29 protein-coding genes are annotated in these 24109 nt (G+C 36.5%); 20 read left to right on the forward strand and 9 right to left on the reverse strand.

The features are described from left to right. Positions 1 to 18: 18 nt before the first annotated feature. The 8 genes from trpD (at position 19) to ABN763_RS17465 (ending at position 6610) form a co-directional block, all read left to right on the forward strand. Positions 19 to 1011, forward strand: coding sequence for an anthranilate phosphoribosyltransferase (gene trpD / locus ABN763_RS17430; protein WP_410486780.1), 993 nt, complete (start codon positions 19 to 21; stop codon positions 1009 to 1011). 48 nt (positions 1012 to 1059) lie between these two features. Beyond that, on the forward strand, positions 1060 to 1839 hold the full coding sequence (gene trpC, locus ABN763_RS17435; protein WP_410486781.1) for an indole-3-glycerol phosphate synthase TrpC: 780 nt from the start codon (positions 1060 to 1062) through the stop codon (positions 1837 to 1839). Continuing rightward, the gene (locus ABN763_RS17440; protein WP_410486782.1) at positions 1836 to 2525 is read left to right on the forward strand and encodes a phosphoribosylanthranilate isomerase; all 690 of its coding nucleotides are present in this window, start codon (positions 1836 to 1838) and stop codon (positions 2523 to 2525) included. Before trpC ends, ABN763_RS17440 begins: the two co-directional genes overlap by 4 nt. Positions 2526 to 2636: 111 nt before the next feature. After that, the gene (trpB, locus tag ABN763_RS17445; RefSeq protein ID WP_410486783.1) at positions 2637 to 3815 is read left to right on the forward strand and encodes a tryptophan synthase subunit beta; all 1179 of its coding nucleotides are present in this window, start codon (positions 2637 to 2639) and stop codon (positions 3813 to 3815) included. A 1-nt stretch (position 3816) separates the two neighbouring features. Beyond that, positions 3817 to 3999: a hypothetical protein gene (locus ABN763_RS17450; protein ID WP_410486784.1), complete on the forward strand. Its 183-nt coding sequence runs from the start codon at positions 3817 to 3819 to the stop codon at positions 3997 to 3999. A gap of 4 nt (positions 4000 to 4003) precedes the next feature. Then, complete coding sequence (gene trpA, locus ABN763_RS17455; protein WP_410486785.1) at positions 4004 to 4765, forward strand: tryptophan synthase subunit alpha; 762 nt, start codon at positions 4004 to 4006, stop codon at positions 4763 to 4765. A gap of 24 nt (positions 4766 to 4789) precedes the next feature. Beyond that, positions 4790 to 6268, forward strand: a complete 1479-nt coding sequence (locus ABN763_RS17460; RefSeq protein WP_410486786.1) for a M20/M25/M40 family metallo-hydrolase — start codon at positions 4790 to 4792, stop codon at positions 6266 to 6268. Positions 6269 to 6307: 39 nt separating this feature from the next. Next, a complete protein-coding gene (locus ABN763_RS17465) occupies positions 6308 to 6610 on the forward strand; it encodes a GIY-YIG nuclease family protein (protein WP_410486787.1) in 303 nt (100 codons plus the stop codon). A gap of 77 nt (positions 6611 to 6687) precedes the next feature. On the opposite strand, the gene ABN763_RS17470 is transcribed toward ABN763_RS17465, so the two are convergent. Next, positions 6688 to 7347 (reverse strand): uracil-DNA glycosylase family protein, encoded by a 660-nt coding sequence (locus ABN763_RS17470; RefSeq protein ID WP_410486788.1) that lies wholly within the window; start codon positions 7345 to 7347, stop codon positions 6688 to 6690. A gap of 121 nt (positions 7348 to 7468) precedes the next feature. On the opposite strand from ABN763_RS17470, the gene ABN763_RS17475 reads away from it, so the two are divergent. Further along, on the forward strand, positions 7469 to 7642 hold the full coding sequence (locus ABN763_RS17475) for a 30S ribosomal protein THX (RefSeq protein ID WP_410486789.1): 174 nt from the start codon (positions 7469 to 7471) through the stop codon (positions 7640 to 7642). Positions 7643 to 7655: 13 nt separating this feature from the next. Here the strand turns inward: ABN763_RS17475 and ABN763_RS17480 are convergent, their stop codons facing one another. Together ABN763_RS17480 and yaaA are read right to left on the reverse strand one after the other, a co-directional pair. Then, positions 7656 to 8045, reverse strand: a complete 390-nt coding sequence (locus ABN763_RS17480) for a VOC family protein (RefSeq protein ID WP_410486790.1) — start codon at positions 8043 to 8045, stop codon at positions 7656 to 7658. 7 nt (positions 8046 to 8052) lie between these two features. Further along, positions 8053 to 8814 (reverse strand): peroxide stress protein YaaA, encoded by a 762-nt coding sequence (yaaA, locus tag ABN763_RS17485; RefSeq protein ID WP_410486791.1) that lies wholly within the window; start codon positions 8812 to 8814, stop codon positions 8053 to 8055. 128 nt (positions 8815 to 8942) lie between these two features. Here yaaA and ABN763_RS17490 point away from each other — a divergent pair, with 128 nt between their 5' ends. Next, positions 8943 to 9431 (forward strand): hypothetical protein, encoded by a 489-nt coding sequence (locus ABN763_RS17490; protein ID WP_410486792.1) that lies wholly within the window; start codon positions 8943 to 8945, stop codon positions 9429 to 9431. Here the strand turns inward: ABN763_RS17490 and ABN763_RS17495 are convergent. Beyond that, positions 9428 to 10459, reverse strand: a complete 1032-nt coding sequence (locus ABN763_RS17495) for an RluA family pseudouridine synthase (RefSeq protein ID WP_410486793.1) — start codon at positions 10457 to 10459, stop codon at positions 9428 to 9430. The two genes, ABN763_RS17490 and ABN763_RS17495, sit on opposite strands and share 4 nt — an antisense overlap. Continuing rightward, positions 10446 to 11054 carry a PASTA domain-containing protein gene (locus ABN763_RS17500; protein ID WP_410486794.1) on the reverse strand — a complete coding sequence of 203 codons (609 nt, stop codon included), beginning with the start codon at positions 11052 to 11054 and terminating at the stop codon, positions 10446 to 10448. The genes ABN763_RS17495 and ABN763_RS17500 overlap by 14 nt, the downstream gene beginning before the upstream one ends. Positions 11055 to 11191: 137 nt before the next feature. On the opposite strand from ABN763_RS17500, the gene ABN763_RS17505 reads away from it, so the two are divergent. Genes ABN763_RS17505 through ABN763_RS17525 form a run of 5 tightly spaced genes read left to right on the forward strand, consistent with a single transcriptional unit; the run spans position 11192 to position 14534 of the window. Then, the gene (locus ABN763_RS17505; protein ID WP_410486795.1) at positions 11192 to 12184 is read left to right on the forward strand and encodes a D-alanine--D-alanine ligase; all 993 of its coding nucleotides are present in this window, start codon (positions 11192 to 11194) and stop codon (positions 12182 to 12184) included. Further along, positions 12181 to 12639 (forward strand): pantetheine-phosphate adenylyltransferase, encoded by a 459-nt coding sequence (coaD, locus tag ABN763_RS17510; protein WP_410486796.1) that lies wholly within the window; start codon positions 12181 to 12183, stop codon positions 12637 to 12639. The genes ABN763_RS17505 and coaD overlap by 4 nt, the downstream gene beginning before the upstream one ends. Before the next feature lie 27 nt (positions 12640 to 12666). Continuing rightward, a complete protein-coding gene (locus ABN763_RS17515; protein ID WP_410486797.1) occupies positions 12667 to 13056 on the forward strand; it encodes a VOC family protein in 390 nt (129 codons plus the stop codon). A 39-nt stretch (positions 13057 to 13095) separates the two neighbouring features. Then, positions 13096 to 13788: a hypothetical protein gene (locus tag ABN763_RS17520; protein WP_410486798.1), complete on the forward strand. Its 693-nt coding sequence runs from the start codon at positions 13096 to 13098 to the stop codon at positions 13786 to 13788. Next, complete coding sequence (locus ABN763_RS17525) at positions 13785 to 14534, forward strand: hypothetical protein (protein WP_410486799.1); 750 nt, start codon at positions 13785 to 13787, stop codon at positions 14532 to 14534. Before ABN763_RS17520 ends, ABN763_RS17525 begins: the two co-directional genes overlap by 4 nt. A gap of 22 nt (positions 14535 to 14556) precedes the next feature. Here ABN763_RS17525 and ABN763_RS17530 read toward each other — a convergent pair whose 3' ends face one another. Then, entirely contained in the window at positions 14557 to 16242 is a 1686-nt protein-coding gene (locus ABN763_RS17530) for a SulP family inorganic anion transporter (protein WP_410486800.1), read from the reverse strand. A gap of 113 nt (positions 16243 to 16355) precedes the next feature. Between ABN763_RS17530 and ABN763_RS17535 the strand changes: the two genes are divergently transcribed. Further along, complete coding sequence (locus tag ABN763_RS17535) at positions 16356 to 18107, forward strand: M14 family metallopeptidase (protein ID WP_410486801.1); 1752 nt, start codon at positions 16356 to 16358, stop codon at positions 18105 to 18107. 17 nt (positions 18108 to 18124) lie between these two features. Here the strand turns inward: ABN763_RS17535 and ABN763_RS17540 are convergent, their stop codons facing one another. Then, complete coding sequence (locus ABN763_RS17540) at positions 18125 to 18724, reverse strand: NUDIX hydrolase (RefSeq protein ID WP_410486802.1); 600 nt, start codon at positions 18722 to 18724, stop codon at positions 18125 to 18127. Between the two features lie 8 nt (positions 18725 to 18732). On the opposite strand from ABN763_RS17540, the gene pyrE reads away from it, so the two are divergent. Further along, a complete protein-coding gene (pyrE, locus tag ABN763_RS17545; protein ID WP_410486803.1) occupies positions 18733 to 19377 on the forward strand; it encodes an orotate phosphoribosyltransferase in 645 nt (214 codons plus the stop codon). A gap of 11 nt (positions 19378 to 19388) precedes the next feature. Next, positions 19389 to 19781 (forward strand): SRPBCC family protein, encoded by a 393-nt coding sequence (locus ABN763_RS17550; RefSeq protein WP_410486804.1) that lies wholly within the window; start codon positions 19389 to 19391, stop codon positions 19779 to 19781. Positions 19782 to 19796: 15 nt separating this feature from the next. Here ABN763_RS17550 and ABN763_RS17555 read toward each other — a convergent pair whose 3' ends face one another. Both ABN763_RS17555 and ABN763_RS17560 read right to left on the reverse strand, forming a co-directional pair. Continuing rightward, a complete protein-coding gene (locus tag ABN763_RS17555) occupies positions 19797 to 20783 on the reverse strand; it encodes an aldo/keto reductase (protein ID WP_410486805.1) in 987 nt (328 codons plus the stop codon). A 114-nt stretch (positions 20784 to 20897) separates the two neighbouring features. After that, positions 20898 to 21629 carry a biotin--[acetyl-CoA-carboxylase] ligase gene (locus ABN763_RS17560; protein WP_410486806.1) on the reverse strand — a complete coding sequence of 244 codons (732 nt, stop codon included), beginning with the start codon at positions 21627 to 21629 and terminating at the stop codon, positions 20898 to 20900. 91 nt (positions 21630 to 21720) lie between these two features. On the opposite strand from ABN763_RS17560, the gene rsfS reads away from it, so the two are divergent. After that, positions 21721 to 22092 carry a ribosome silencing factor gene (gene rsfS / locus ABN763_RS17565; protein ID WP_410486807.1) on the forward strand — a complete coding sequence of 124 codons (372 nt, stop codon included), beginning with the start codon at positions 21721 to 21723 and terminating at the stop codon, positions 22090 to 22092. Positions 22093 to 22109: 17 nt separating this feature from the next. Beyond that, entirely contained in the window at positions 22110 to 24089 is a 1980-nt protein-coding gene (gene ftsH / locus ABN763_RS17570) for an ATP-dependent zinc metalloprotease FtsH (RefSeq protein ID WP_410486808.1), read from the forward strand. Positions 24090 to 24109 lie beyond the last annotated feature (20 nt).

Raw genomic sequence — 24109 nt, forward strand, 5'->3', positions numbered from 1 at the left:
TTAAAGTGAAATTGCAAAATGAAAAAACTACTCAATAGACTCATCAACCACGAAACCATCTCAAAAGAGGAGGCCAAAAATGTATTAGTCAATATCTCGAAAGGAGATTATAACACAAGTCAAATTGCCGCTTTTCTCACCGTATATATGATGCGTAGTATTACATTAGATGAACTAGAGGGATTTCGTGATGCTTTGCTGGACTTATGTTTGGCAATAAATTTAGAAGAGTACAATCCAATAGATCTCTGTGGTACTGGTGGCGATGGTAAAGACACGTTTAACATATCAACACTTTCATCATTTGTAACCGCAGGTGCTGGTGTACATGTAACCAAACATGGTAATTATGGCGTTTCCTCTAAATGCGGATCAAGTAATGTGATGGAGTATTTAGGAATCAAGTTCAGTAATGAGACAGATTTCCTTAAAAAATCGATTGAAAAAGCAGGAATTTGTGTCTTACACGCTCCGCTATTTCATCCGGCAATGAAAAATGTAGCTCCGATACGAAGAGAACTTGGCGTAAAGACTTTTTTTAATATGCTAGGGCCTATGGTAAACCCAGCATTCCCCAAAAATCAATTGGTAGGTGTTTTCAATTTAGAACTGGCAAGAATGTATGGATATCTATATCAAAAAACAGATAAAAAATTTACTGTTTTACATGCATTAGATGGTTATGATGAAATATCGTTAACGGGAAATACGAAAACTATATCAAATAATACAGAATCAATGCTTACACCTGAAGACTTTGGAGTTAAAGCGTTAAAACAAGAGGAAATTTATGGAGGTGATACTGTTGAAGATTCTGCTAAAATATTCTTGAATGTATTAAGCGGAAAAGGTACCGAGGCACAGAATAATGTAGTTTGCGCCAACGCCGGAATGGCTATAGCCACAGCCCAACAATTAGAACCTAAAGAAGGGTTTGAATTAGCAAAAGAATCTTTATTATCAGGAAAAGGATTGAACGCCTTACACAAGTTACAGGAATTAAGTAAATAAAATCACTTTGTCAGGTCGAGCGCAGTCAAGACCTAATCGAAAAAATAAATGAACATCCTAGATAAAATAATAGCAGATAAACGATTGGAAGTCGACTTAAAAAAAGACCTCATTCCAATTAAACAACTTGAATCCTCGGTATTGTTTAACGGCGAGACAATTTCAATGGCACAATCGATCAAGTCTGGTTCTGGTATTATAGCAGAGCATAAACGACGATCTCCTTCTAAATCAGTCATTAATCAAAAAGCAAGTGTGCAACAGGTTGCAATCGGCTATGAAAATGCTGGGGTAAGTGCTATGTCAGTGTTGACAGACGGAAAATATTTTGGGGGTTCTTTGGATGATTTATTATTAGCACGAGCATCGGCAAAAATACCCTTATTACGCAAGGAATTCGTTATCGATGAATATCAAATAATAGAAGCAAAAGCCTATGGCGCGGATGCCATTTTGTTGATTGCAGCGGTATTAGACCAAAATAATATAAAGTCACTATCAGAAACCGCAAAAAGTATTGGTTTAGATGTCCTTTTAGAAGTCCATAATGAAGAAGAACTGCATAAATCGATCATGCCAAGTCTTGACATGTTAGGTGTCAACAATCGGAATCTAAAAACGTTTGAAGTTAGTCTAGATACTAGCAAAAAACTGTCAAGTTTGATTCCTGATGATTTTGTAAAAGTTTCAGAAAGTGGTATCAGTAGCATCGAAGCAATCAAGGAATTAAAACCATATGGTTTTGAAGGTTTTCTAATTGGAGAAAATTTCATGAAAACCGACAATCCCGGAGCAAGTGCAAGTGAATTTATTAATAGACTAAAATGAAAAATGTAAAGCTCAAAATCTGCGGCATGAGGCATCCTGAAAATATTCAGGAAGTGGCATCGTTACACCCGGATTATTTGGGTTTCATTTTTTATGAAAAATCTCCAAGAAATTTTGAAGGAATCATTCCAAAAATCCCTCAATCTATTAAAAAAGTCGGAGTTTTTGTAGATGCCAATATTGATTTTATCAAAAAGAAAATAAATCAATACAATCTAGATATTATTCAATTACATGGAGATGAAAGTGTTGATTATATAAAAGAGCTTAAAACCAATTGTCTGGTCGAGCACAGTCGAGACCTCGAGGCAGGCTTCAGTCAAGAACTTATCATCTGGAAAGTATTTTCAATTAAAGATGAGTTTGATTTTGAACTCCTAAAACTATATGATGGCGTGGTCGACGCTTTCTTGTTTGACACAAAAGGAAAGCAAAAAGGTGGTAATGGCTACACATTCAATTGGAATGTACTTAAAGAATATAATTCTAAAACCCCAATTGTATTGAGTGGAGGAATTGGGTTAGACGAACTAACGGAACTTGAAAGAATTTTAAAAACTAATTTACCTATTCAAGTCATTGATGTCAATAGTAAGTTGGAAGAGTCACCTGGATTAAAAAGCATCAAAAAAGTAAAAGAATTTGTAACAAGAATAAAGAACATAGAAAAGAGAAAAGAGATATAATCAATTGACTGTTCGAGCTCGTTCGAGAACCATGTAGGTTCCGACTGCGCTCAACCAGACAACAATAAATCTAATATCTCACATCTCATATCTAAAATCTAACATTAAAAAATGTATAACGCTAACGAAAAGGGGTATTACGGTCAGTTTGGAGGAGCATTCATACCAGAAATGTTATATCCAAATGTTGAAGAACTTCGCCAAAACTACCTAAAAGTAATGGCCAAAGCCGACTTTAAAAAAGAGTTTGACCAGCTACTAAAAGATTATGTTGGAAGACCAACACCATTGTATTTTGCTGAGCGGCTTTCCGCAAAATATAATACAAAAGTCTATTTGAAACGAGAAGACCTGTGCCATACTGGTGCCCATAAAGTGAACAACACCATCGGTCAGATATTAATGGCGAAGCACCTAGGTAAAAATCGGATAATTGCCGAAACCGGAGCCGGACAACATGGTGTAGCAACAGCTACAGTCTGTGCTTTAATGGGAATTGAGTGTGTGGTATATATGGGAGAAGTCGACATTGCAAGACAAGCACCAAACGTTGCCCGAATGAAAATGCTAGGTGCCGAGGTACGTCCTGCCTTATCTGGCAGCCGTACTTTAAAAGATGCTACCAATGAAGCTATTCGAGATTGGATTAACAACCCGGTCGATACACACTATATAATTGGTTCTGTGGTTGGTCCACACCCATATCCGGATATGGTAGCACGTTTTCAATCAGTTATTTCAGAAGAAATCAAATGGCAACTTCAAGAAAAAGAGGGTCGCAAACTTCCAGACTATGTAGTTGCCTGCGTTGGTGGCGGTAGTAATGCAGCAGGAGCCTATTATCATTTTTTAGATGAAACTGATGTCAAGATCATTGCTGTCGAAGCCGCTGGAAAAGGCATTCATACCGGAGAAAGCGCCGCAACTTCAGCTTTAGGAAAGGTAGGCATTATACACGGTAGTAAAACCTTATTAATGCAAACGCAAGATGGTCAAATAACCGAGCCATATTCCATTTCAGCCGGATTAGATTATCCGGGAGTAGGTCCTATGCATGCGCATTTATTTGACAGTGGGCGTGCAGAATTTGTTTCGGTCACCGATGATGATGCCATGACTTTCGGATTAGAAGTTTCGCAATTAGAAGGAATCATCCCCGCTATCGAAACCTCTCATGCATTTGCAGTGCTGGACCAAAAGAAGTTTAGTAGGGAAGACGTTGTGGTCATCAATTTGTCAGGTAGAGGTGATAAGGACCTCAACACTTATATTGACTACTTCAAATTATAAAATGATTAATAGAATTCAGTACCCTTATCCGCAGAATAGATTGAAAAAGCTTCGAGATTCAGGAGTTCAAAGAACGACGCGAAGTTTTTCAATCGGTTCCGCAGGAAATTCCTTGGATAAGGTGTCCTTTCTTTTGGTTCGTTTTCTTTGGACAAGCAAAGAAAATGAACATGATAAAATATAAAGACATGAACAGGATACATACAAAATTACAAGAAGACAAAAAGCTTCTCTCTATATACTTTACCGCCGGTTACCCAAACTTAAATGATACGGTAACTATCATTGAAAAACTGCAAGAAAGCGACGTGGATATGATCGAAATCGGCTTACCGTTTTCTGATCCGTTAGCCGATGGCCCGACCATTCAAACAAGTTCTACCGAAGCCTTAAAAAATGGTATGACCACCGATGTCTTATTCGATCAAATAAAAGACATTAGAAAAACGGTCGATATTCCCCTAATAGTAATGGGATATTTTAATCCGATGTTTCAATACGGCGTGGAAAAATTCTGTGCTAAATGTGCTGAAATTGGCATTGATGGTATCATAATGCCCGACCTTCCGCTAGCCGAGTATCAGGAAGAATACGAAGCTATTTTCAAAAAATACAATTTGAGCAATATCTTTTTAATTACCCCGCAAACTTCAGACGAACGAATTAAGCAAATTGACGAAGCAAGTGATGCCTTTATCTATATGGTTAGTTCAGCAAGCACAACAGGCGCAAAAAGCGGATTTGGACAAGACCAAGAAGCTTATTTTAATCGCATTGCTTCTATGAACCTTAAAAATCCTCAAATTGTAGGATTTGGAATCAGTAATTCCGATACATTCAATGCAGCTACTGTAACATCTAAAGGGGCCATTATTGGTTCAGCTTTTATTAAAACATTAACCAATAATGGTGTCGATTCTATTAACACTTTTATAAAATCGATTCGCTAACTTTAGCCTTACCAAAACCAATTGATGAAAAAAATATTTCTCACTTTCTTTTTGGCAATCACCTGTCTAAGTTATAGCCAAAAAGCTCTTAAAAAACAGATCGTACCAACCATAAACGAGCTTAAAGAATTTATTGCCATCCCTAACGATGCATTAGAACATAGTGATATTATGCGAAATATCTTCTGGCTTGAAAAACAGTTTAAAGAAAGAGGATTTAATACTGCACAATTGCCCACTGAAGGCGAACCCTTGTTTTTTGCGAACCTTCCTATGAAAGAGGGTTTACCAACCCTCCTATTCTACATGCATTTTGATGGTCAAGCGGTCGATCCTTCTAAATGGAACCAAAGTAATCCCTATGAACTCGTTTTGAGAGATGGCGATACTAATCTTGACTGGTCAACATTGGAAAACGGTATTGACAACGAATGGAGATTGTATGGTCGATCTGCTTCCGATGATAAAGGACCTATAGTGATGTTTTTAAATGCTATTGATGTTTTAAAAGCAGAGGGAAAAGAAATACCATTCAATATAAAAGTGATTCTTGATAGCGAAGAAGAAAAAGGAAGCAAACCTTTACCAAAGGCAGTAAAACAATACAAAAGCCTATTAAAATCAGATTATTTGTTAATTAGTGACGGACCTATTCATCCTTCAGGCAAACCGACCTTGGCATACGGTTGCCGCGGAATTACAACTGTTACCCTAACCACCTATGGTCCTGTAAAACCTCAACATAGTGGTCATTTTGGTAATTATGCACCCAATCCTTCGTTTAGAATGGCATCATTACTTTCAAGTATGAAAGATGAGCGTGGTATGGTTTTAATTCCTGGATATTACGACGGCATTACATTAGACGAGTTAACAAAAGAACTATTGTCATCGGTTCCTGACGATCAGTCTGCTATTTTAAGCAGACTTAGTATCAAAACCGCTGAAACTGTTGGAGCAAATTACCAAGAATCACTACAATATCCTTCTTTAAATGTTAGAGGAATAAATTCTGGTTGGACAGGTAGTAAAGCGCGGACGATTGTTCCTGATCGTACCATTGCTGAAATTGATATTCGTTTAGTTCCTGAAAGTGATGGCGACCGATTAAAAGAACTAGTAAAAAAACACATAAAGAGTAAAGGGTATTTTATTGTTGATAAAGATCCTACGCAGCAAGAACGAGCTTCACATGATAAAATCTTAAAATTCGAATCACGGGGTGTTACAAAACCGTTTAGAACAGACATTGATAGTCCATTTTCTAACTGGCTACAAGGAGTCATGAAAAATACCCATGGAGATGAACTTGTCAGAATTCGAATTATGGGAGGTACCGTGCCTATTTCTCCATTTATTAATGAGCTAGATATCCCAGCTATTCTGGTACCCATTGTAAATGCAGACAATAACCAACACAGCCCGAATGAAAATATCAAAGTCGGCATGATCGAGTATGGATTGAAGACTTTTTATGGGATCTTGACTACGCCGATGAACTAGTTATGTCATTCCTGCGGAAGCAGGAATCCACTAAATAAGATGTATAAAACGATTCATCAATATTATGTTTATATCATAACTAATAAGAAAAACGGCACATTATATATTGGAGTTACAAATAACCTAGAAAGGAGAATGTTCGAACATAAAAACAAAATCGTTGAAGGTTTTTCCAAGCGATATGAGCTTACCAAATTAGTATACTTCCAATCTTTCCAATACATCAACGATGCTATTTTAAGGGAAAAAAGAATGAAAAAATGGAAGCGTGCTTGGAAGATTGAGTTAATTGAAAACGACAATCCCGCATGGAATGATCTTGCACAGGAGTGGTATGAATAGTGGTTCCCTGCTTTCCCAGGGAAGACAACTTCTTTATAAACACTATGTCATTCCTGCGAAAGCAGGAATCTCAAAACTTAACGTTCAAAAAACTCCCGGTACTGCATTACCCGAAAATCGAATGTATTGAATTCCGGATTCTTCACTTTTAGCTGTTTGTAAAGTGGATTCGAACCCACGGCAATATTTGCTGTACCCGTAGGTGCAGTAAGTGATACTGTTTTTACAGTTCTTCCATCAATTTCAACTTGGTGAATTTTTGGGGTGGATTTCTCCACCAATTTCAGACTCAATTTGTACTCCCGAAGATGTCTCCTAAAAAAATACTCCGGTCCGTTTTTACTATTACCACCGGTAAACAACAAGGTGTCAACCTTTGGGTATTTTTTTAAATAGCCAACCAAATCACGTAATTTGATATTCCTCATTCCCAGATCAGATGCATCAATCTTTTCGCGTTCCGCACTATCAACAATATCACAAATTCCTATTCTTTGTTTTACCAAAAAGTCTTTACGCTGTTTTATGGGAAAATCGGTATTATCAAAAACCAAGTTTAATTCAAAGATTCGATCTAATATTCGCCACAACATCCCATCGCGACTACCGTAACAAAAGTTCACATCATCCGGTTTTAAATCACCGGTTGTAAATCTGGGCGGAGGCAATGTACCTACTATCAGCTTGGTTGCATTATCTGGAATAAAAGGTGGATACGGATGTGTATGTATAAACAAAACTAGAATTTACGGACTACGAATATCGGAAAATGCGATCTCCTAACAGTGCATAATTACTTGATTTTAAATACAAAATGATTAACTTTAAACTTCAACCACAATAAAACCAGCTAAAACCATGGGAAAAGGTGATAAAAAAACCAGAAGAGGTAAGATAAGGCTTGGCACCTTCGGTGCTCGAAGAAAACGTAAAAAAGCAAAATCATATGCTCCGGCTCCTGTAAAGAAAACCACAACCGCTAAAAAGAAAACTGCAACTAAAAAAAAGGAAGAAGCTGAAACTGAAGAATAGTCATTCTCTATGTTTAGTTTTGATTCGTTTGAATCCTCCAAGGCGGGTATAATCTGTTTTCACCCCCATAATACAATATCAACTGATTCCCATCGGGGTCTTTAAGTCTAGCTTCCCTCCACAACCAATTTTCATTTTTCGGCAATTGATCAAAATGGATACCGATTGATTGTAATTCTCCAACTTTTTCATCGAGGTTATTGAGCTCGAAATACACATAAATTCCGTTTCCAGTTGGTAATTCTTCTACCAAGTGAATTGAAAATGTTGACGCTCCCGCTGGGCATTCAAATCGAACATAATTAGGCCGTGCATCTACAATTAACTGCAAACCTAATTTTCGATAAAACGAAACGGATACTTTAAGATCTTTAGAAGGTACAGTTATTTGGTTTAGATTCATTTTCTATTCATCGTATAAAAACCAATTCGTTCTTTTTGGTAGAATGCTCTTCACTAAAACCGTAGCCATCGTAATTAAACCCTTTGATATCGTCGATCGTTTGCGCATCGGTATCGATAATATAGCGTGTCATTAATCCTCTCGCCTTTTTAGCGAAGAAACTGATCATTTTTAGCTGACCATTTTTCCAATCTTTGAAAACCGGAGTGATTACGGGAACTTTTAAAACTTTCGTATCAACAGCACTAAAATATTCTGTACTCGCGAGGTTCAAGAACAATTCGTCATCAACCAATTCATCATTTATCTGCTGAGTCACCTTCTTTTTCCAAAATTCATATAAATTTTTATTCTTACCTACAGGAAGTTTAGTTCCCATTTCCAGGCGATATGGTTGTATAAGATCTAAAGGTTTCAATACTCCGTAAAGACCAGAAAGAATTCGTAAGGTACTTTGTAAAGCTTCCAGCTTTTCCTCAGGAATGGTGTAAGCATCTAAGCCGGTATATACGTCACCATTGAATGCATAAGCGGCCGGTCTTGCGTTATCTTTTGTGAACGGAAGGGTCCAATTCTGATTACGATCATAATTTAGTTGTCCCAAGTTATCGCTAATACCCATTAACTTCGATAAGCTTTTAGCCGATTTCTTTTTCAAAACTCTATTTAGGCGTTCAGCTTCATTCAAAAAACAAGGTTCCGTATATTTTGTTGTTGGTAATTCTGACTCAAAGTTCAGTGATTTAGCCGGAGATACAACAATTTTCATGCGCTTTCATCTTTTTATTTACTACTCAAATTTAAGGAGCAAGAAGCACTTCACCTAAAAAATAAAAACGATGCTGCTTATACAACTATAATTGTTTCTAATGCTATCATTTTTATATTTGTCTAGCTATGATAATTCGATTTAAAAAAAGTAAGGACAAAAGTACATTGCACTGCATTCGGAATGATGGATCTACCACTTGGACCACCATTCACAAGGGAATGGAAATTCATGATCTAGCACATTTTGCAGTTGAAATAACACTAGGTTACAAAAATGCCTTTTATGGATTATTGAATGAAGGTTTTACTATTCAAGATTTTGGACTATCGAGAGAAAAGCGCCCCAAAAAACTGCTCCCTAAAAATTTACCTAAAGAAGCTTTACAAACGGAGCATATTGTGAATCTTTTACAGATTCAATATCAAAATAAACCAATTGATTTTGACATTATCTCGGCGTTAAAACCAATTCTTACCGAAAATCAGCTGCCATTCCCCAGTAATTTAGACCAATTGAATGCTAAAGTAATTTCTAAAAAGTTAGACGATTTAATGAATAGATGGGAAAACTTGGAGCAGAATGGAATTTTAGCACTAGAATTTGATATAACTTAATCCTCCATATGCTTGGCATATCCTCTCCATTTTTCAATGCATTCCTGCATATCTTCGGGAAGATCAGTATTAAATTCTATCCATTTTCCCGTAGTGGGATGCTCAAAACCCAGTGTTTTAGCATGCAAGGCTTGTCTAGGTAATATCTTAAAACAATTATCTACAAATTGTTTGTATTTGGTAAAGGTAGTTCCCTTTAAAATCTTCTCACCACCATAACGTTCATCATTGAATAAGGTATGACCAATATGTTTCATGTGCACTCTTATTTGATGTGTACGACCTGTTTCCAACTTACAAGAAACTAAGGTAACATAACCCAATCGCTCAAGCACCTTAAAATGGGTAACAGCTGGTTTACCTTGACTACCATCTTCATAGACCGTATTTTGCATTCTGTTTTTAGGATGCCTACCTATATGTCCTTCAACTGTACCTTCCTCTTCCTCGATATTTCCCCAAACCAAGGCTATATATTCTCGTGAGCTGGTTTTATCAAAAAACTGCTTTGCTAAATGCGTCATCGCATGTTCCGTTTTGGCCACAACTAAAAGTCCGCTGGTATCCTTATCAATGCGGTGTATCAAACCAGGGCGGTCATTGCTATTTTTAGGTAAATTTTCAAAATGGAATGTCAAGGCATTGATCAACGTACCTGAATAATTACCATGACCAGGATGCACAACCATTCCCGCTGGTTTATTCACTACCAGCAGTTCATCATCTTCATATACGATATCAATAGGAATGTCTTCAGCAACCAGTAAAAACTCATAAGGTGGATGTTCAAATAACACTTTAACGACATCGCCTCCTTTCACTTTGTAGTTTTGCTTTACTGGAACATCGTTCACATAAATATTACCAGACTTAGCCGCATTTTGAACCTTATTTCTGGTAACATTTTCAATAAGATTCATGAGGTATTTATCGACCCGAAGTGGATTTTGCCCTTTATCTGCTACAAAACGGTAATGTTCAAAAAGCTCTTGCTCCTGCCCTTCTAAAGCGCTATCATTGTCCTTCATCCGTATCCCCTTCTGCTTCTTCTTCAGGATCGTCAGGAACTACCAAACGCCCTTTTCCATCACCGACAATAAGGTCGATCTTTGAGGTTTGTGGTAACATTTCACCAGGTTTTATGATACGACCATCGTGTCGCATTTCCAAAACCTCCTGAGAAATATGATTTCTTAAAGTGATCTTTCCTATGTTAAATCCCATTGCTTTTAAAACCGGCTCTGCATTTCTTCTTGTTTTTTGACGAACATCGGGCACACTAACTTTACGATATCCTGATGGATTTAAGGTAAGATAAATCTTTCTATTTTCCTTTACCTGTGTACCTGCTTCCGGTTGCTGCTCTATTACAGAATGTTTTGGGAAATTGGGATTATAATTTGCTGAATCACGAACTTCAAAACGTAGCTTAGCATCGTTCAACTTCATTTCTACAATATCTAAGGTTTGCTTTTCTAACTGAGGCACTTCAATAAAATCACCATGATTTGTTGTAACATTTAGGTATTGTAGTATTAGCCAACCTACCACAATAAGTGCTACAACAGCAAGACCAAGTTGTTTTAAAAACAGCTTACTCCAAATAAACTTTAATAATCCCATTTAGCATTTGTTAGTTGGGCAAATATAATAAACCCAATCATTAACCCATTGTAGCATTAACGACTTTGCATGTCATTTGTTTTACTATCATTTAAAATAAGATTAACTTCGTTTATACTAATGATAGTGATCACAACATGAAAAAAAACATTGCCATCATCATGGGCGGGTACTCGTCTGAATATCAAATTTCCTTAAAAAGTGGCGAAGTTGTTTATAAACATTTGGACAAAAATAAGTACAATGCCTATCGGGTACATATTTTTAAAGATAAGTGGTGTTTCGTTGATAATGAGGGTGCCGAGCACCCCATAGATAGGAATGATTTTTCAGTAAACATCAGCGGACAGCACATTAATTTTGATTGTGTTTTTAACGCCATTCATGGTAGTCCTGGAGAAGATGGATTAGTACAGGCCTATTTTCAACTGATTGGGATTCCGCAGACAAGTTGTGATTTCTACCAATCGGCCTTAACCTTCAATAAACGAGATTTATTGTCAACATTAAAACCGTACGCCATTAAAACCGCTCAATCCTATTTTTTAAATGAAGGCGACACTGTAAATACCAAGGCCATTGTCAACGCTGTTGGCTTGCCCTGTTTTGTAAAAGCTAATAAAGCAGGCAGTAGCTTTGGCGTAAGTAAGGTTTATAAAGAAGATGAATTACATACTGCTATAGAAAACAGTTTTAAAGAAGATGATGAAATAATTATTGAAGAATTTCTTGATGGTACTGAGGTATCTATTGGTGTCATTACATTTCATGGAAAAACCAAAGTTTTAGGGATTACCGAGATTGTAAGTGAAAATGATTTTTTCGATTATGAAGCCAAATATGAAGGAAAATCACAAGAAATTACCCCGGCCAGAATTTCATCGGAAATGGAGCGAAAGGTTACTGAAACAGCTGTTAAGATTTATAATATTCTAAAAATGAAGGGATATAGTCGAAGTGAGTTTATTTTTAAAAACAATGAACCTTACTTACTAGAAATGAATACAGTTCCTGGATTGACCGAAGCGAGCATTTTACCAATGCAGGCTAAGTTTTCAGGCATTTCGTTGACTCAACTTTTTGAAAGTGCCATAGACGAAGCCTTAACCAACAACTACATTAAAAAATGAGACGAGCTATTTTTCCGGGGTCTTTTGATCCCTTGACCCTTGGACATTATGATATTATTAAAAGAGGAGTACAGCTTTTTGATGAAGTGGTTGTTGCTATTGGGATCAATGCAAACAAAAAGTATATGTTTTCCTTAGAAGAGCGAAAGCAGTTTATTGAAGACGCATTTAAAAACTCCCCTAAGGTAAAAGTAGTCACTTACCAAGGCCTAACAGTTGATTTCTGTAAAGAAATTGACGCACAGTTTATTTTGAGAGGGCTTCGCAATCCAGCTGATTTTGAATTTGAAAAAGCCATTGCTCACACGAATCGCAAACTTTCTAAAATCGAAACTGTATTCTTACTTACTGCAGCGAAAACCTCGTTTATAAGTTCGAGCATTGTACGCGATGTAATACGCAACAACGGCGATTATACCATTTTGGTGCCAGAAAGTGTAAGAGTAAGTTCATAGCACATTTTTATAAGTTAACAAGAAACAATGAACCAACATATTGCTTCCGTCGCTATAGTGGTTGATGATTATGATAAAGCAATCGACTTTTATGTAAACAAAATGGGGTTTGAACTTAGTGAAGATACTCCGCTTTCAGCTAAGAAACGGTGGGTTCTGGTAACACCTAAAGGAGACAACAACACCTCTTTGCTATTAGCTAAAGCCGATGGGGCAAAGCAGGAAGCCGCCATTGGAAACCAAAGCGGCGGTCGTGTTTTTCTTTTTCTAAAAACGGATAATTTCAAAAGAGATTATCAAAAAATGACCGCAAACGGAATAACCTTTTTAGAAAAACCTAGAAATGAAGTCTATGGTACCGTTGCAGTTTTTCAGGATTTATATGGTAATAAATGGGATTTAATTGAACAACAGTAACCGTCTTAACCTTAATTTGATTTAAAAATATTCATCAACATGAATGAAATTATTTTCGGAATATTTTTTATTCTCATTTACTTCTCTCCAGTCTTTTATCAGCTATACAAAATATCCAAAGAAAATCCCGAAAGAAGGAAAATAAAGCTTAAAGGTTTATTCAAAATTCTAAAGTACAGTTTAATTACTTTCTCATTTATACTAGCTTTTTTTATGATTCTTCAGCATACAAATTATTTAGATTACGAAAAACCAATCCCTTATAAGGAATACAGCCGTATTTCTTTTAAAAATTTCAGAGGTCTTGAGTTCTTCAAAAAAACATTATATGGTTCAAAGCGTTTTGCATACATCTCGACCGAGATTAAATCAAATATCACTGATGAGTCCATTTATGTGGAAGCCTTTTTCCATCCTTCAAAGTCCTTCGTTTATTCGAAAAACAGTAATGATAAATATTTGTTACAACATGAATTGTATCATTTTAAAATAACTGAGTTGTTTGCTAGAAAAATTAAACAACAAATAGATGTTTCAACTTCAAAAAATAAGAGTACAATTCATACGATAATTAGGAAAACTAAAGACTCTATGAGAAGTTTTCAAATACGATATGATTACGATACGTTTCATAGTTATGTATTAAAAGAACAACGAAAATATGAGAAAGAAGTTGATAGTTTATTATTATTGCTGAATAAATACAACAAAGCAAACCTTTCGATCAAATGAGAATAATTAGCTTTTTATTATTACTTCTAATAGTTACCTCTTGCGAAAAAAAAAGTAAATATCCAATAGACAAGCGATATTGGACTCCTGAAGATTACCATTCTGTCCTATTAAACAGTCTGTACAAGAACAGTGACGAAGATAAAACCCCTTCTTACGCTGATCCCGAAACCCGTATGGTGGTCCAAAAACTAATGGATCATCAAAACTATTTGATTGTTTTGGATGATAACGAACTTGGACTAAAATATAGAAGTGAAGTAGCTCAAAAATTCTTTGATGAATGGAAAGACCTTGAAAAATTATATAATGTAACAGATAGAAAAGATCAATATACTTATGAAAAGGAATATTTGGATGCTGTTGATTTTGGTTTAGGTCTTCAAATAAAGTATTTCAAAATTGGAAACGACAATATAATCAAAAACTCAAGTAACCCGAACGAGCAAAGAATATCTAATATCCTAAGAGAAAATGAGCAAACAATAATCGATAACTTCACTTATAAATTAGAATTAATTAATCAAGAAAGTGCATTTTCTAAGGAGGGATTGGACAAACTAAACTCTATTTACAAAGAACATTTCACAAGTCTGCATAATACCTTTCCAAAAGCTAGATATTCGAACTTAATAGATAAAATGAACCTTCTTAAAACGAAAAGCAACTCGGAAAAAATTAAGAGTACATTTCAAGAGTTAATCAGTCTAATGGAGAAAAAGAATGGGGTTATACCAAATTCTTAACCAGATAGACGCCAGTAGCTAATCATAACTTATACTCCGACAAACTTTTAGGAAACGCCTCCGGATTTGCCGCTAGATGATAACGAGGGTCATCTACATCTTCAACGATAACCGACCTAAAAATAGGACTTGCCCTATATAACAATGCCTTACAGTCTGTACTTAAATGATGTAGCTTAATATCCTTATTGGCCGCTTTGTATTTCTCCACTAAATTGAAAATAGCTTCTAAAGCTGAATGATCACTAACACGTGACTCTACAAAATCAATGATCACTTTATCTGGATCATTTTTTACATCGAACTTCCCGTTAAACTCTTGAATGGATCCAAAGAATAAAGGACCCCATATTTCATATACTTTGGTCCCATCTTCACGCATACGTTTGCGCGCACGTATACGCTTTGCATTTTCCCAAGAGAACACTAAAGCCGATATGATAACTCCTGCCACAACCGCCACCGCTAAATCTTTGAATACAGTAATAACAGAAACTGCAATTAATACCAAGGCGTCAGAAACTGGAATTTTTCTAATAATTCTAAAACTACTCCATGCAAAAGTTCCGATTACGACCATAAACATGACTCCTACCAAAGCAGCGATTGGAACTTGCTCTATTAAACCGCTAGCAAACAAGATAAAACATAATAATGAAAGTGCCGCCACAATGCCCGAAAGTCGTGTACGTCCACCACTTTTTATATTAATAATCGACTGACCGATCATAGCACAACCACCCATACCACCAAAAAGACCGGTGATGATATTGGCTCCGCCTTGAGCCAAGCACTCACGATTGGCATTTCCCCGAGTTTCGGTAAGCTCGTCAATTAGGTTTAAAGTCATTAAAGATTCAATCAAACCAATCGCAGCTAAAATAAATGCATAAGGAGTAATAAACTTAAATGTTTCCAGATTTAGCGGCACCAACTCAAAAATCTTTGTTTGAAACGCTGGAAGTCCCCCTGCCAAACCAGCTGTTGGATCTTCTGCACGAATAAAACTTCCAACTGTCGAAACTTCAAGATTCCCTAAAATCACAATGGCGGATACCACAACGATAGCGACCAAACCTTCAGGTATTTTCTTAGAAATCTTAGGTAAGCCCCACATCAATAACATTGTTAGTGCTACTAAGACTATCATCAAAAATGGCAAATCACTTATCCACGCGCCTAATTCGTTAAACCAGTCGCCAAGATACTGACCTAGTGATTCGTAACGTACAGATTTCATTGCTCTTGTTTCAAACATTCCTAACTGGGATAAGAAAATCACAATTGCTAATCCATTTACAAATCCCATCATTACAGGGTGCGGAATCAATCGCACGAATTTTCCTAGCTTAAAAAAACCTGCTAACATTTGAATAACTCCCATCATGATTACGGTAAGAAAGAGGTAGTACAACCCTAAATCTTCTACCGGTTGCTCCATTGCAATTCCCATTGAATTCCCTTCCGCTACCAAATGAACCATAACAACAGCCAGCGCTCCGGTTGCTCCTGAAATCATTCCCGGTCGTCCACCAAAAACTGCGGTGATCAAACCAATCATGAATGCAGCATAAAGTCCCACTAACGGATCAACCCCTGCTACGAAAGCAAAGGCTACCGCTTCCGGCACTAATGCTAATGCAACAGTTAATCCTGATAAAATATCGTTCTTGGCATTGGCTACTCGTTTGCGTACAAACTCCGTCATGACGTAAAATTTAAGAAGCGGCAAAGATATGGCTATTCTAACGTTTGGCAAGATATTATGCCACTTCATTACATTATTTTAAATTTGAAGAACCAACCAATAATTCTTATTTCTTGAAACATCTGTTTTTATTTCTCGCTTTAACGTTTCTTTTTCAATCATGCAAAATTGAAAAGGAAGCTAGCGAATTCGACTTTACCACCACCTTTGAGAAAAGCGCAGGCAGGCAAACGGCTACTTATGACGAGGTAATTACCTTTTATGAAAATCTTGCGGAGGCCTATCCATCCGTTAAAATGAGAAACTCAAGCAGAACTGATATTGGTGAGCGATTACGTATGGTTACCATCAACCCAAGTCCGGAAACTAATTTTGACAACATTAAAGAGGATAAAGTCATTATTCTAATCAATAACGGAATTCATCCTGGCGAATCTGATGGAATTGATGCCACCATGATGCTGTTTCGTGATATCGCTAAAGGAACTATAGATATGCCAAAAAACACCGTTATTGCAACAATACCGGTCTACAATATTGGGGGTGCTTTAAACAGAAATAGCGGATCGAGAACAAATCAAAATGGACCAGAGGAATATGGGTTTAGAGGAAATGCCCGTAACTACGACCTCAATCGTGATTTTATAAAATCGGATACAAGAAATGCTTCAGGTTTTGCCAGAATATTTCATTTGTTAGAGCCCGATATTTTTATTGATAATCATGTTAGCAATGGGGCCGATTATCAATACACACTAACGCATTTATTCACCCAACACAACAAACTGGGTGGAAACCTAGGCACTTATTTACATACTGAATTAATGCCATCTTTAGAAAATGACTTAGCAAGTAAAAATTGGGATATTACACCCTATGTAAACGTTTTTAACAGAACACCTGAAGCCGGTTTTTCGCAATTTATGGATTCGCCCAGATATTCCACCGGTTACACAGCTCTATGGAATACGCTAGGAATGATGGTGGAAACCCATATGCTAAAACCCTACAAGCAACGGGTTGAAGGCACCTATGAGTTAATGCGGTCTATGATTAACATTGCGGAGCGCGACCATGAAAAAATAAAGACTCTTAGAAAGAATGCCAACACTTATTGGTCTGAAAAAGAAACATACCCTATTGGTTGGCAATTAGACACTACTAAAACTTCAACCTTAAATTTTAAAGGCTTCGAGGGCAATATGGTGACTAGCGAAGTTACAGGACAACCTAGACTAGAATACGACCGGAATAAACCTTTCACGAAGGAAACGCCCTATCAAAACTATTTTAAAGCAACCAAACAAATAGCCGTTCCTGAAGCCTATCTTATTCCTAGACAATGGAGACGAATAATTGACCGACTTGAAGTCAATGAAATTGAGATGGACTATATCGAAGAAGATATTGATCTGGAAGTTGAGGTCTATCATATTGCTAATTTTGAGACCTACAATAGGCCCTATGAAGGTCATTATCCGCATTATAATACAACTATAACAACCAGTACAGACACAGTTTCTATTAAGAAAGATACTTACATAGAAGTAAAAACAGATCAAAAAGGCATTCGATATCTTTTAGAGACCCTTGAACCAGTAGCCGTCGATTCTTTTTTTAATTGGAACTTTTTTGACACTATTCTGCAACAAAAGGAAGGATTCTCTCCTTATGTATGGGAAGATGCGGCGGCTAAATTATTAGCCGAAAACCCTAAATTAAAAGCAGAATTTGAGAAGAAAAAACAAGATGATGATCAATTTGCGGCTAGTTGGTATCAGCAATTAGATTGGCTTCATAAGCAATCCAATAATTACGAAGAAGCGCATTTAAGATATCCGATATACCGGGTGCTCAAAAAATAAATGAAAACGTTAACCGTTCATTCAGCAATCTCATTTACAAATAATAGCTTGATATTGGCGTAGGAGTTTTTTAAAGCATCTTCTATTGCAGAAGTACGCTTCCATTCAACCTTTGTAATATCTTCTTCCAGTTGCGGTATGAGTTCGCTTTCATCATCAGTATGCATTTCAAACCAATGGGTTATTTTAAGTCTATATGAACCATTTCTTCTAAAAATATGATAGGTAACAGGTAATGTTTTGGTGATTTGCAAGCCGCTTATTCCGGTTTCCTCCTCCACTTCACGAATAGCAGTGGTTTCAATATCTTCGCCTTTTTCGGTTTTTCCTTTTGGCAGATCCCATTTGTTATTTCTAAAAATAAAGAGAATTTCTCCTTTTGAATTTTTTACCAATCCGCCACCAGCATAAATTGCCGGAATTTTCTTCTTTAATTTCGAAATCAATTTTTCTCCATTTTTATGGTATAAACTAATAGGAGGTCCTTCTAAATCAGATGCTTCCTTAATCACTTGGCTTATGTCGCATTTTTTAAGTTTATACTGTTTTGTGTCCTCGCCAATTTCTTTCACATTGGTAAGAATCATAGCACGGTCGTTGACAAAAACTTTATACATTTGCATCCATGATTTTAGATAAACACACCGCAATGAAAACTGCGGAACTTTTGTTGCAAATTAACGCAATAAAACTTCAACCACAACAACCTTTTACCTGGGCGTCAGGATGGAAATCTCCTATTTACTGTGATAATCGCATTGTGCTGTCATATCCAGTAATTCGTAATTTCATAAGAGAACAATTTGCAGCCCAGATCGAAAAACTGTATGGCAAACCTGATATCATTGCAGGGGTGGCGACCGGGGCTATAGGCATTGGTATGCTAGTTGCAGAAATTATGGGACTACCTTTTATTTATGTAAGACCTGAAGCTAAAAAACACGGGCGACAAAATCAGATTGAAGGTGTATTAGAGCCAGGGCAAACTGTGGTTGTTGTAGAAGACCTAATAAGCACAGGAAAAAGTAGTCTAAATGCTGTTGAAGCTTTAAGAGCTGGTGGAGCTAATATTAAAGGAATGCTTGCTATTTTCACCTACGGGTTTGAAGTAGCATCTGATAATTTTAAAGATAATAACCTAGAATTGCATACGCTCTCTAATTACAACTATTTGTTAGAGCAAGCATTAAATACCAATTATATAAACGAAGATCAATTAAGTGTACTGTCAAGCTGGAATGAAAACCCATCCGCTTGGAGTGGATCATAAAACCTTAAATAATGAATTTAGAAAGTCCGAAAGTAACCGTAAATAAATCAGCAAACGAACTTTGCGAGTTTTTAAGCGAGGTGAAAAATTTTGAGCAATTAATGCCAGAAAACACCAGTAAATTTGAGGTTTTAAACGAAAAACGCTTTTTGTTTGCTTTAAAAGGCATGCCTGAAATCGTTCTTGAGCTAAAAGAAGTAGTAGCGCCTAACAAAGTCGTTTTAGGTGCGGCTAGTGATAAATTACCATTTACCTTGACTGCTGATATTAACGCGATCGAATCAGAAAAAAGCGAAGCTCAATTGCAATTTGCAGGCGAATTTAATGCGATGATGGCTATGATGATCAAGGGGCCAATAACCAGTTTCATTGGTTCACTTTCTGAAAATATGTCCAAACTTTAGTGCACTATCAATACTTTACCAGAGGTAATGTACGTGTGGTTTAATGGTCATTTCATAAAGATTCTTTACCGCTGCTCGTTGTTCATTTTTTAATGATGGCATTGTAGAAGCTGCAATATTAGATTGTAAGTGTTCCGCTTTTGAAGCACCCGGTATAATACAACTTACTTGTGGGAAATCTAAAATCCAACGAAGCGCACCTGAAGCAAGATTCTTTTTTTTCGGGAAAATTTCCCTTAATTTTTCTACTGCCTCGAGCCCTATTTCGTAAGGCACCCCGGAAAAGGTTTCACCTTTGTCAAATCCTGCACCATCTCTGTTGAAGAAGCGGTGATCATTCTTATCAAAAAAAGTATTTTTTGAGAACTTACCAGTCAGCAAACCGCTTGCTAAGGGAACTCTAACAATAATCCCTACATCCTTTTTAACTGCTTCTTCAAAGAATAACTCAGCAGGTCTTTGCCGAAACATGTTAAAAATTATTTGGACAGTAGTAACATTTTCATATTCAATTCCTTTAAGAGCCTCCTCTACCTTTTCAACACTTATTCCCAGATTTTTGACTTTGCCCTCTTCTTTTAAGCGGTCAAAAAGCTCAAAAACTTCCGGTCTATAATACACCTCCGTGGGCGGGCAATGTAGTTGAATAAGATCTAAACATTCAACACCTATGTTTTTTAAACTATCTTCAACATATCTTCTAAGAGCTTTAACTGTATAATTTTCGCTTATGTGAGGATTAATCTGTCTTCCACATTTTGTTGCTACAAAAACCCCTTCACTTCTGCTCTTTACAACACGACCAACGGCAGCTTCACTTGCTCCTGATTCATATACATCTGCAGTATCGATGAAATTAACTCCGTAATCAATTGCCTCATTCAGTATTCTTTCTGCCAAAGTATCATCAAAACCTGAGCCCCATTTACCACCAACTTGCCAGGTACCTAAAGAAATTTCTGAAACATTGAAGTTCGTTTTTCCCAGTCGTCTATAATTCATTATACGCCATTTTTAAAAAAATAAAATTACAGAAAATGCGACTCCTAATGTTTTAATTAGGTTATTATCACGGATTAAAATCCGAATGTGATTTGGATGTTAAAAAATCCTAAATTAATACATGAGTTGTAGTTCTTTCATATCAAACTCTTTCATTACTTCATCTTCAAGTAACACCTGTAATCTACCTGTATTAGATACCCCTTTAATAAAACCCATTATTAAATTGCCTTTTTTATCTTTAAAGGTAGACGGCTTATCTTTTCTAAATAAATGGTTATGATACTCATCGCTAATTTGTTGTAGCTTGTTTTCTACCAGCAAAACGACATACTTTTTAACCTCTATAAGCAGATCATGAAGTACTTCATCAATATTGTAATGCATTCCCGTTATATTTTTTAAAGATGATGCATTGATGCCTTTTGAAAAATAGGTTTGATTTACATTAAGACCTATACCAACTATGATAGCATCCAACTCTTGTTTTCTAACAATACTTTCAATTAAAACACCACAAAGTTTTTGATTATCTGACAAAATGTCGTTTGGCCATTTTACCGATAGTGCGTGTATTTGCATTTTTTTTAAGGTCTTAAGAACTGCTAAAGAACTGGCCATACTTACGTAAAACTGTTGATCAATTGCCAGGCAGTTAATCTTCTTAAACACACTAAGGGTCAGGTTTTTCCCAGATTCTGATTCCCAGGTTGTACCCATTTGACCTCTTCCATGTGTTTGTTCACTGGCCGTAGCGACAGTAAAATCTTCCAATTCTTTATCCAAATATCTCCTACGTAAATACGAGTTTGTAGAGTCGATGGCATTAAGTTTGATTATATGCATAAACTAGGCTTAATCAGTTTGATAAAACTTGGTAGAACAGGGGACAAAAGCTAAAAAAAAGTAATAACTTTGTGTAAAATAAAAAAAATTAATGGTAAAGGAGAATGTAAGTGCAGATGAATTAATATCAACCATAATTAGCGGAATAGAAGATGTAAAGGGACATGATATAGATATCTTAGACTTACGAGAAATTGAAAATACCGTTTGTGACTATTTCATCATATGCAATGGTACCTCAAATACTCAGGTAAATGCCATTGTAAATTCCATACAAAAAAAGGTAAGTAAAAAACATCATGACAAACCATGGCATGTAGAAGGATCTGACAATGCCGAATGGATTTTGATTGATTATGTAAATGTAGTTGTTCATGTTTTTCAAAAACATATCAGAGATTTTTATGATATTGAGAGCTTGTGGGGAGATGCAAAAACAACAACTATTCAAACGAATTATTAAAAACTAGAATTTAATTAATGTCAAGAGATAGAGATAATAACAGTGCACCAAAAAAACCAAAGTTTAGCCCTTATTGGTTATATGCAGCGATCATATTAGTGATCATTAGTCTGAACTTTTTTGGTGGTAATAATAAATGGCAAGATATCAAACCGACGACCTCATCAAAATTTGATGAGTTTTTAGATGCCGGTGATATCAAGGATGTGTTAGTAATTAATAAGCGTAAAGCTAAAGTTACCCTAACGGAAGAAGCGCTCAAAAAAGATGTACATAAGGGAGCGGAGTCTACTAACCTATTAGGCCAGAAAAACACTAAAGGACCACATTATCAATTTGAAATTGGTAGTGAAGATATTTTTCAAGAAAAATTAGATAAAGCAAAAGCTGAAGGTCGATTAGAATCGTACGCATATGATACAGAGCAGAATTTTTGGGGTGATATGCTAATAAGTTTGTTACCCTTTGCACTTATCATTGGTGTTTGGATATTTTTAATGCGTCGTATGTCTGGTGGTGCAGGTGGTGGTGCAGGTGGTCAGATTTTTAATATCGGAAAGTCACGAGCTAAACTATTCGATGAAAAGCAAGATGTAAAAGTTACATTTAAAGACGTAGCCGGACTTGAAGGTGCTAAAGAAGAAGTTCAAGAGATTGTAGATTTCTTAAAAAACCCGGATAAATACACCTCGCTTGGTGGTAAAATTCCGAAAGGAGCCCTATTAGTTGGACCTCCTGGAACTGGTAAAACTTTGCTAGCAAAGGCAGTTGCGGGTGAAGCCAAAGTTCCTTTTTTCTCGCTTTCTGGTTCTGACTTTGTTGAGATGTTTGTAGGTGTCGGTGCATCACGTGTGCGTGATTTATTCAAACAAGCTAAAGAGAAGTCACCAGCTATCATCTTTATCGATGAAATCGATGCCGTAGGTCGTGCTCGTGGAAAAAGTAATTTCACCGGTAGTAATGACGAACGCGAGAACACCTTAAATCAGTTACTTACTGAAATGGATGGCTTTGGTAGTAAAACCAATGTAATCGTTCTAGCAGCAACAAACCGTGCCGATGTGCTTGACAAGGCGCTAATGCGTGCCGGACGTTTTGACAGACAGATTTATGTTGATTTACCAGATGTACGTGAGCGTAAAGAGATTTTTGAAGTACACTTGCGACCGCTTAAAATTTCCGAAGGACTTGATATGGATTTCTTATCCAAACAAACTCCAGGATTCTCAGGTGCTGATATTGCCAATGTTTGTAATGAAGCGGCGTTAATTGCTGCACGTAACAATAAAAAGGCAGTCGACAAACAAGATTTTCTTGATGCTGTCGATCGTATCGTTGGTGGATTGGAGAAGAAAAATAAGATTATCACCCCGCTTGAAAAGAAAACTATTGCTTTTCACGAAGCAGGTCACGCCACTGTTAGTTGGATGCTTGAGCATGCTGCACCACTAGTAAAAGTGACGATCGTACCTCGCGGGCAGTCGTTAGGTGCCGCATGGTACTTGCCGGAAGAACGCTTACTTGTTCGCCCAGATCAGATGCTTGATGAAATGTGTGCAACATTAGGGGGTCGAGCTGCCGAAAAGGTAATTTTTGATAAAATATCTACAGGTGCTTTAAGTGATCTCGAAAAGGTAACGCGCCAAGCCAAAGCAATGGTCACGGTATATGGGTTAAATGATAAGATAGGAAACCTTACATACTATGACTCTTCAGGTCAGTCTGATTATAATTTCACAAAACCGTATAGTGAGCAAACTGCGCAAATAATTGATAAAGAAATATCAGATATTATTGAAGAACAATATCAACGCGCCATCGACCTATTAACAGATCATAAAGATAAACTTACAGAACTTGCAGAGGTATTACTAGAACGCGAAGTTATTTTTAAAGACGATCTTGAAAAGATATTTGGTAAGCGTCCTTTTGATGACGACAAAGATGAAACCGAAGAAACTGCAAAGGAAGAACCCATTACAAATAACGACGCTTAGTTATTAGTTTGTTAAATGTA

This window comes from Spongiivirga sp. MCCC 1A20706 (genome assembly GCF_046524175.1).
Taxonomy (GTDB): Bacteria; Bacteroidota; Bacteroidia; order Flavobacteriales; family Flavobacteriaceae; genus Spongiivirga.

Excerpts from the sequence above, each read along its gene's own strand:
- trpD (WP_410486780.1), top strand. The coding sequence starts at position 19 with ATGAAAAAACTACTCAATAGACTCATCAACCACGAAACCATCTCAAAA.
- trpC (WP_410486781.1), top strand. The coding sequence starts at position 1,060 with ATGAACATCCTAGATAAAATAATAGCAGATAAACGATTGGAAGTCGAC.
- ABN763_RS17440 (WP_410486782.1), top strand. The coding sequence starts at position 1,836 with ATGAAAAATGTAAAGCTCAAAATCTGCGGCATGAGGCATCCTGAAAAT.
- trpB (WP_410486783.1), top strand. The coding sequence starts at position 2,637 with ATGTATAACGCTAACGAAAAGGGGTATTACGGTCAGTTTGGAGGAGCA.
- ABN763_RS17450 (WP_410486784.1), top strand. The coding sequence starts at position 3,817 with ATGATTAATAGAATTCAGTACCCTTATCCGCAGAATAGATTGAAAAAG.
- trpA (WP_410486785.1), top strand. The coding sequence starts at position 4,004 with ATGAACAGGATACATACAAAATTACAAGAAGACAAAAAGCTTCTCTCT.
- ABN763_RS17460 (WP_410486786.1), top strand. The coding sequence starts at position 4,790 with ATGAAAAAAATATTTCTCACTTTCTTTTTGGCAATCACCTGTCTAAGT.
- ABN763_RS17465 (WP_410486787.1), top strand. The coding sequence starts at position 6,308 with ATGTATAAAACGATTCATCAATATTATGTTTATATCATAACTAATAAG.
- ABN763_RS17475 (WP_410486789.1), top strand. The coding sequence starts at position 7,469 with ATGGGAAAAGGTGATAAAAAAACCAGAAGAGGTAAGATAAGGCTTGGC.
- ABN763_RS17480 (WP_410486790.1), bottom strand. The coding sequence starts at position 8,045 with ATGAATCTAAACCAAATAACTGTACCTTCTAAAGATCTTAAAGTATCC.
- yaaA (WP_410486791.1), bottom strand. The coding sequence starts at position 8,814 with ATGAAAATTGTTGTATCTCCGGCTAAATCACTGAACTTTGAGTCAGAA.
- ABN763_RS17490 (WP_410486792.1), top strand. The coding sequence starts at position 8,943 with ATGATAATTCGATTTAAAAAAAGTAAGGACAAAAGTACATTGCACTGC.
- ABN763_RS17495 (WP_410486793.1), bottom strand. The coding sequence starts at position 10,459 with ATGAAGGACAATGATAGCGCTTTAGAAGGGCAGGAGCAAGAGCTTTTT.
- ABN763_RS17500 (WP_410486794.1), bottom strand. The coding sequence starts at position 11,054 with ATGGGATTATTAAAGTTTATTTGGAGTAAGCTGTTTTTAAAACAACTT.
- ABN763_RS17505 (WP_410486795.1), top strand. The coding sequence starts at position 11,192 with ATGAAAAAAAACATTGCCATCATCATGGGCGGGTACTCGTCTGAATAT.
- coaD (WP_410486796.1), top strand. The coding sequence starts at position 12,181 with ATGAGACGAGCTATTTTTCCGGGGTCTTTTGATCCCTTGACCCTTGGA.
- ABN763_RS17515 (WP_410486797.1), top strand. The coding sequence starts at position 12,667 with ATGAACCAACATATTGCTTCCGTCGCTATAGTGGTTGATGATTATGAT.
- ABN763_RS17520 (WP_410486798.1), top strand. The coding sequence starts at position 13,096 with ATGAATGAAATTATTTTCGGAATATTTTTTATTCTCATTTACTTCTCT.
- ABN763_RS17525 (WP_410486799.1), top strand. The coding sequence starts at position 13,785 with ATGAGAATAATTAGCTTTTTATTATTACTTCTAATAGTTACCTCTTGC.
- ABN763_RS17530 (WP_410486800.1), bottom strand. The coding sequence starts at position 16,242 with ATGACGGAGTTTGTACGCAAACGAGTAGCCAATGCCAAGAACGATATT.
- ABN763_RS17540 (WP_410486802.1), bottom strand. The coding sequence starts at position 18,724 with ATGTATAAAGTTTTTGTCAACGACCGTGCTATGATTCTTACCAATGTG.
- pyrE (WP_410486803.1), top strand. The coding sequence starts at position 18,733 with ATGATTTTAGATAAACACACCGCAATGAAAACTGCGGAACTTTTGTTG.
- ABN763_RS17550 (WP_410486804.1), top strand. The coding sequence starts at position 19,389 with ATGAATTTAGAAAGTCCGAAAGTAACCGTAAATAAATCAGCAAACGAA.
- ABN763_RS17555 (WP_410486805.1), bottom strand. The coding sequence starts at position 20,783 with ATGAATTATAGACGACTGGGAAAAACGAACTTCAATGTTTCAGAAATT.
- ABN763_RS17560 (WP_410486806.1), bottom strand. The coding sequence starts at position 21,629 with ATGCATATAATCAAACTTAATGCCATCGACTCTACAAACTCGTATTTA.
- rsfS (WP_410486807.1), top strand. The coding sequence starts at position 21,721 with ATGGTAAAGGAGAATGTAAGTGCAGATGAATTAATATCAACCATAATT.
- ftsH (WP_410486808.1), top strand. The coding sequence starts at position 22,110 with ATGTCAAGAGATAGAGATAATAACAGTGCACCAAAAAAACCAAAGTTT.